Annotated in this window: 4 protein-coding genes; 2 read left to right on the forward strand and 2 right to left on the reverse strand. The window is 41.4% G+C overall.

The window, feature by feature from the left end; genetic code table 11:
- Window positions 1-26 precede the first annotated feature (26 nt).
- Together H0247_RS04460 and H0247_RS04465 are read left to right on the forward strand one after the other, a co-directional pair.
- The gene (locus tag H0247_RS04460; protein WP_180741415.1) at window positions 27-1,304 is read left to right on the forward strand and encodes an integrase arm-type DNA-binding domain-containing protein; all 1,278 of its coding nucleotides are present in this window, start codon (window positions 27-29) and stop codon (window positions 1,302-1,304) included.
- A gap of 324 nt (window positions 1,305-1,628) precedes the next feature.
- The gene (locus H0247_RS04465; RefSeq protein WP_039500466.1) at window positions 1,629-1,850 is read left to right on the forward strand and encodes a Flp family type IVb pilin; all 222 of its coding nucleotides are present in this window, start codon (window positions 1,629-1,631) and stop codon (window positions 1,848-1,850) included.
- Window positions 1,851-1,995: 145 nt separating this feature from the next.
- On the opposite strand, the gene H0247_RS04470 is transcribed toward H0247_RS04465, so the two are convergent.
- Together H0247_RS04470 and H0247_RS04475 are read right to left on the reverse strand one after the other, a co-directional pair.
- Window positions 1,996-2,421 (reverse strand): hypothetical protein, encoded by a 426-nt coding sequence (locus tag H0247_RS04470; protein ID WP_180741416.1) that lies wholly within the window; start codon window positions 2,419-2,421, stop codon window positions 1,996-1,998.
- Complete coding sequence (locus H0247_RS04475; protein WP_180741417.1) at window positions 2,411-2,596, reverse strand: hypothetical protein; 186 nt, start codon at window positions 2,594-2,596, stop codon at window positions 2,411-2,413. The genes H0247_RS04470 and H0247_RS04475 overlap by 11 nt, the downstream gene beginning before the upstream one ends.
- Between the last annotated feature and the right edge of the window lie 268 nt (window positions 2,597-2,864).

Consider the following 2,864-nt stretch of genomic DNA (forward strand, 5'->3'; position numbering starts at 1 on the left):
TTTACCAGCAATCGGAGGGAACCGTCATGTCACTTACTGATACTAAAGTAAAAAATGCTAAGCCATCAGAAAAGGCGGTAAAGCTCACTGACGGGTTCGGCCTCTACTTGCTGGTTCATCCCAATGGTTCCAAATACTGGCAGTTAGGCTATCGATTCGAAGGAAAACAGAAGGTGTTTTCCATCGGTGTCTACCCTGCTGTTTCATTGGCAGATGCAAGACAACGCCGGGATGAAGCAAAAAAGCTGTTAGCCGCTGGCATTGACCCCAGTGCTAAAAAACAGGCTGACAACAAAACAATTCAAGAGAAGCGTAACAATACCCGCGCTTTCAAAACCGTTGCTAAGAGCTGGTTTGCCACCAAAACCACATGGTCGGAAGATTATCAGCGTTCGGTCTGGACACGACTGGAAACTTATCTGTTCCCTGACATTGGTGAAAAAGATATTGCTGAACTGGATACAGGCGATCTGCTGGTTCCCATCAAAAAGATAGAAAAGCTAGGTTATCTGGAAATTGCTATGCGGGTAAAACAGTACACCACCGCCATCATGCGTTATGCCGTCCAACAAAAGATGATCCGTTTCAATCCTGCCTATGATTTGGAAGGTGCGGTTCAGAAGCCTCAGACGGAACACCGCCCCGCGATCGAACTGGAAGAGATCCCTACCCTGCTGGAACGTATTGAAGGCTATAAAGGTCGTAGCCGACTGACTCAACTGGCGATAAAACTCAATCTGCTAATTTTTGTGCGTTCCAGTGAACTCCGCTTTGCCCGTTGGTCAGAGATCGATTTCAAAAGTGCTTTGTGGGTTATCCCTGAACGGCGTGAAGCCATTGAAGGGATCAAACATTCGGGCCGTGGTGCCAAAATGCGCAGGAAGCATTATGTTCCTCTATGCGATCAAGCACTGGCAATTTTGGAAGAGCTTAAAGACCTCACCTATGACGTTAACGGTGATCACGGTTTTATCCTGACGGGCTGTTATGATGCGATGAAGCTGATGAGTGAAAACACCATCAACAAAGCACTGCGCAAAATGGGCTATGACACCAAAACCGATCTGTGCGGTCATGGTTTCCGAACGCTGGCGTGTAGTGCCTTAATTGAATCGGGCATCTGGCCTGAAGATGTGGTAGAGCTTCAGATGAGCCACATGGAAAAGAATAACGTTCGCGCTGCCTATACCCATAAGGCCAAACACCTTGAACAACGCCGCCTTATGCTGCAATGGTGGGCTGATTTTCTGGATGCTAACAGCAACGGGATGGTTAGGCCGTTTGAGTTTGCGCAGAAAGGATAAAATTTAGCTCAGGTCATGGATGACTGATACCATCAGGGTGAAATAGCTGTCAGAACACAAAAGCAGTCAAAACATCAGACCACTTAAAGCGCCTGCCATAAGTCATTATTGATTTTGATAATGAAAATCATTACCATGAAAGCCAAAGATTATAAGATAAAAACGTCTACACCCGCATACTTCAAGTTGCATGTACGTTAGCTTCGTTCGGTTACCCGAATAACTTACTTGAGTAAGGCCATCGGGATCCCCTCGCTTGCCGTCTGCCTGAAACTCGAATTATTTAGGGTATACACACTTTCAATCAGGCAAGGGGTTGCTGTTATGGAATTGAAATTTCGTTCATTTTTAAGTAACGAGAATGGTGCTACTGCAATCGAATACGGCGTTTTGGCGGCGTTGATAGCCACAGCAATGAGCTTTATCTTTGGTGATAGTGGCATTTTTATTAATGCACTTAATGATAAATTTGATGAGACCCATCAAATAATCAGATCATGTGGAACAGATAAACCGGGTGTTTCGTGCTTTACAGTCGAAAAGTGAGCTGAATGATAATATCACGGATGAATATATTTATAGTGGTATTCTCCGTGATATACAATTATTTAGCACCCCATTCAATAACGGAGGCTCATTTCATACAACTAATTCCTAATGATTTTTATAGGTGGATAGATAAATTTCAAAATCATTTATGATTATACCATAAAACTTTAAATTCATCCTTTGTATAATTAACCCACTCCCGCTCTTTAGTGTTAGTTGATTTCTCTCTAATTCCCAAGCGACCAGTTCTATCATCGAAAAAAACAAATAATGGGTATTCATCATCGGATATACACCATCCTAATGATGGTAAAATATTTTCGAAATTATAATTTTTTTCCTCACAGAATTTTTTTAAAAAAACAAAAGTATCACTATCTGCATGGAGAGTAACATAAGGCCAAGAACTTACCATCATCCCAGATTTATCTGGATATGCTTTCTCAATCGCGTGAATTACACCATTTTCCGGTGGCTCTCCAATCCTTAACTTCCCATTAGAACATCCAGAGATTAGTAATATCGAAAGAATGACAGAAGCCGATCTTACATTTAAATTAATTTCCATATCTTTTAGCCAAAAAATATTTATAAGACTCTTTTGTATACGCGACCCAAGACTCATCACTTACACCATCCCCTTTTTCTGCAATAGAAATAGTGCCTTTTCCATTATCAAATATATCCTTAAAAAATAAATGCTTGGGTGTGTCATCATCACCAATACACCATCCTGCATCCATAGTATATTGTTCAAAAGTCCCCTCCCGTTCTTCACAGAGTTTTTTTATTTCTTGGAAATGAATAACTGATATATGAAGAACAACACTTGGCCCGTATGCTAGTCTTATTTTTGAATCTTGTGGGTACCGAATTTCTAATGTAGAAATAACTCCTCCATGTAGTGGGAGTCCTTGTTTTTTGATACTACATGAAGATAACTTCCCCCCTCTGGCAGGATAGTTGTCACCCTCTAAAATTTAACCAGTTGGGGGTTAAGGCTTGAATGTG

The organism is Pectobacterium sp. CFBP8739 (genome assembly GCF_013449375.1).
In the GTDB taxonomy this organism is placed as follows: Bacteria; Pseudomonadota; Gammaproteobacteria; order Enterobacterales; family Enterobacteriaceae; genus Pectobacterium.

What these genes read in the sequence shown, in the direction of transcription:
- H0247_RS04460 (WP_180741415.1), top strand. Translation starts at nt 27, where the DNA reads ATGTCACTTACTGATACTAAAGTAAAAAATGCTAAGCCATCAGAAAAG.
- H0247_RS04475 (WP_180741417.1), bottom strand. Translation starts at nt 2,596, where the DNA reads ATGGATGCAGGATGGTGTATTGGTGATGATGACACACCCAAGCATTTA.
- H0247_RS04470 (WP_180741416.1), bottom strand. Translation starts at nt 2,421, where the DNA reads ATGGAAATTAATTTAAATGTAAGATCGGCTTCTGTCATTCTTTCGATA.
- H0247_RS04465 (WP_039500466.1), top strand. Translation starts at nt 1,629, where the DNA reads ATGGAATTGAAATTTCGTTCATTTTTAAGTAACGAGAATGGTGCTACT.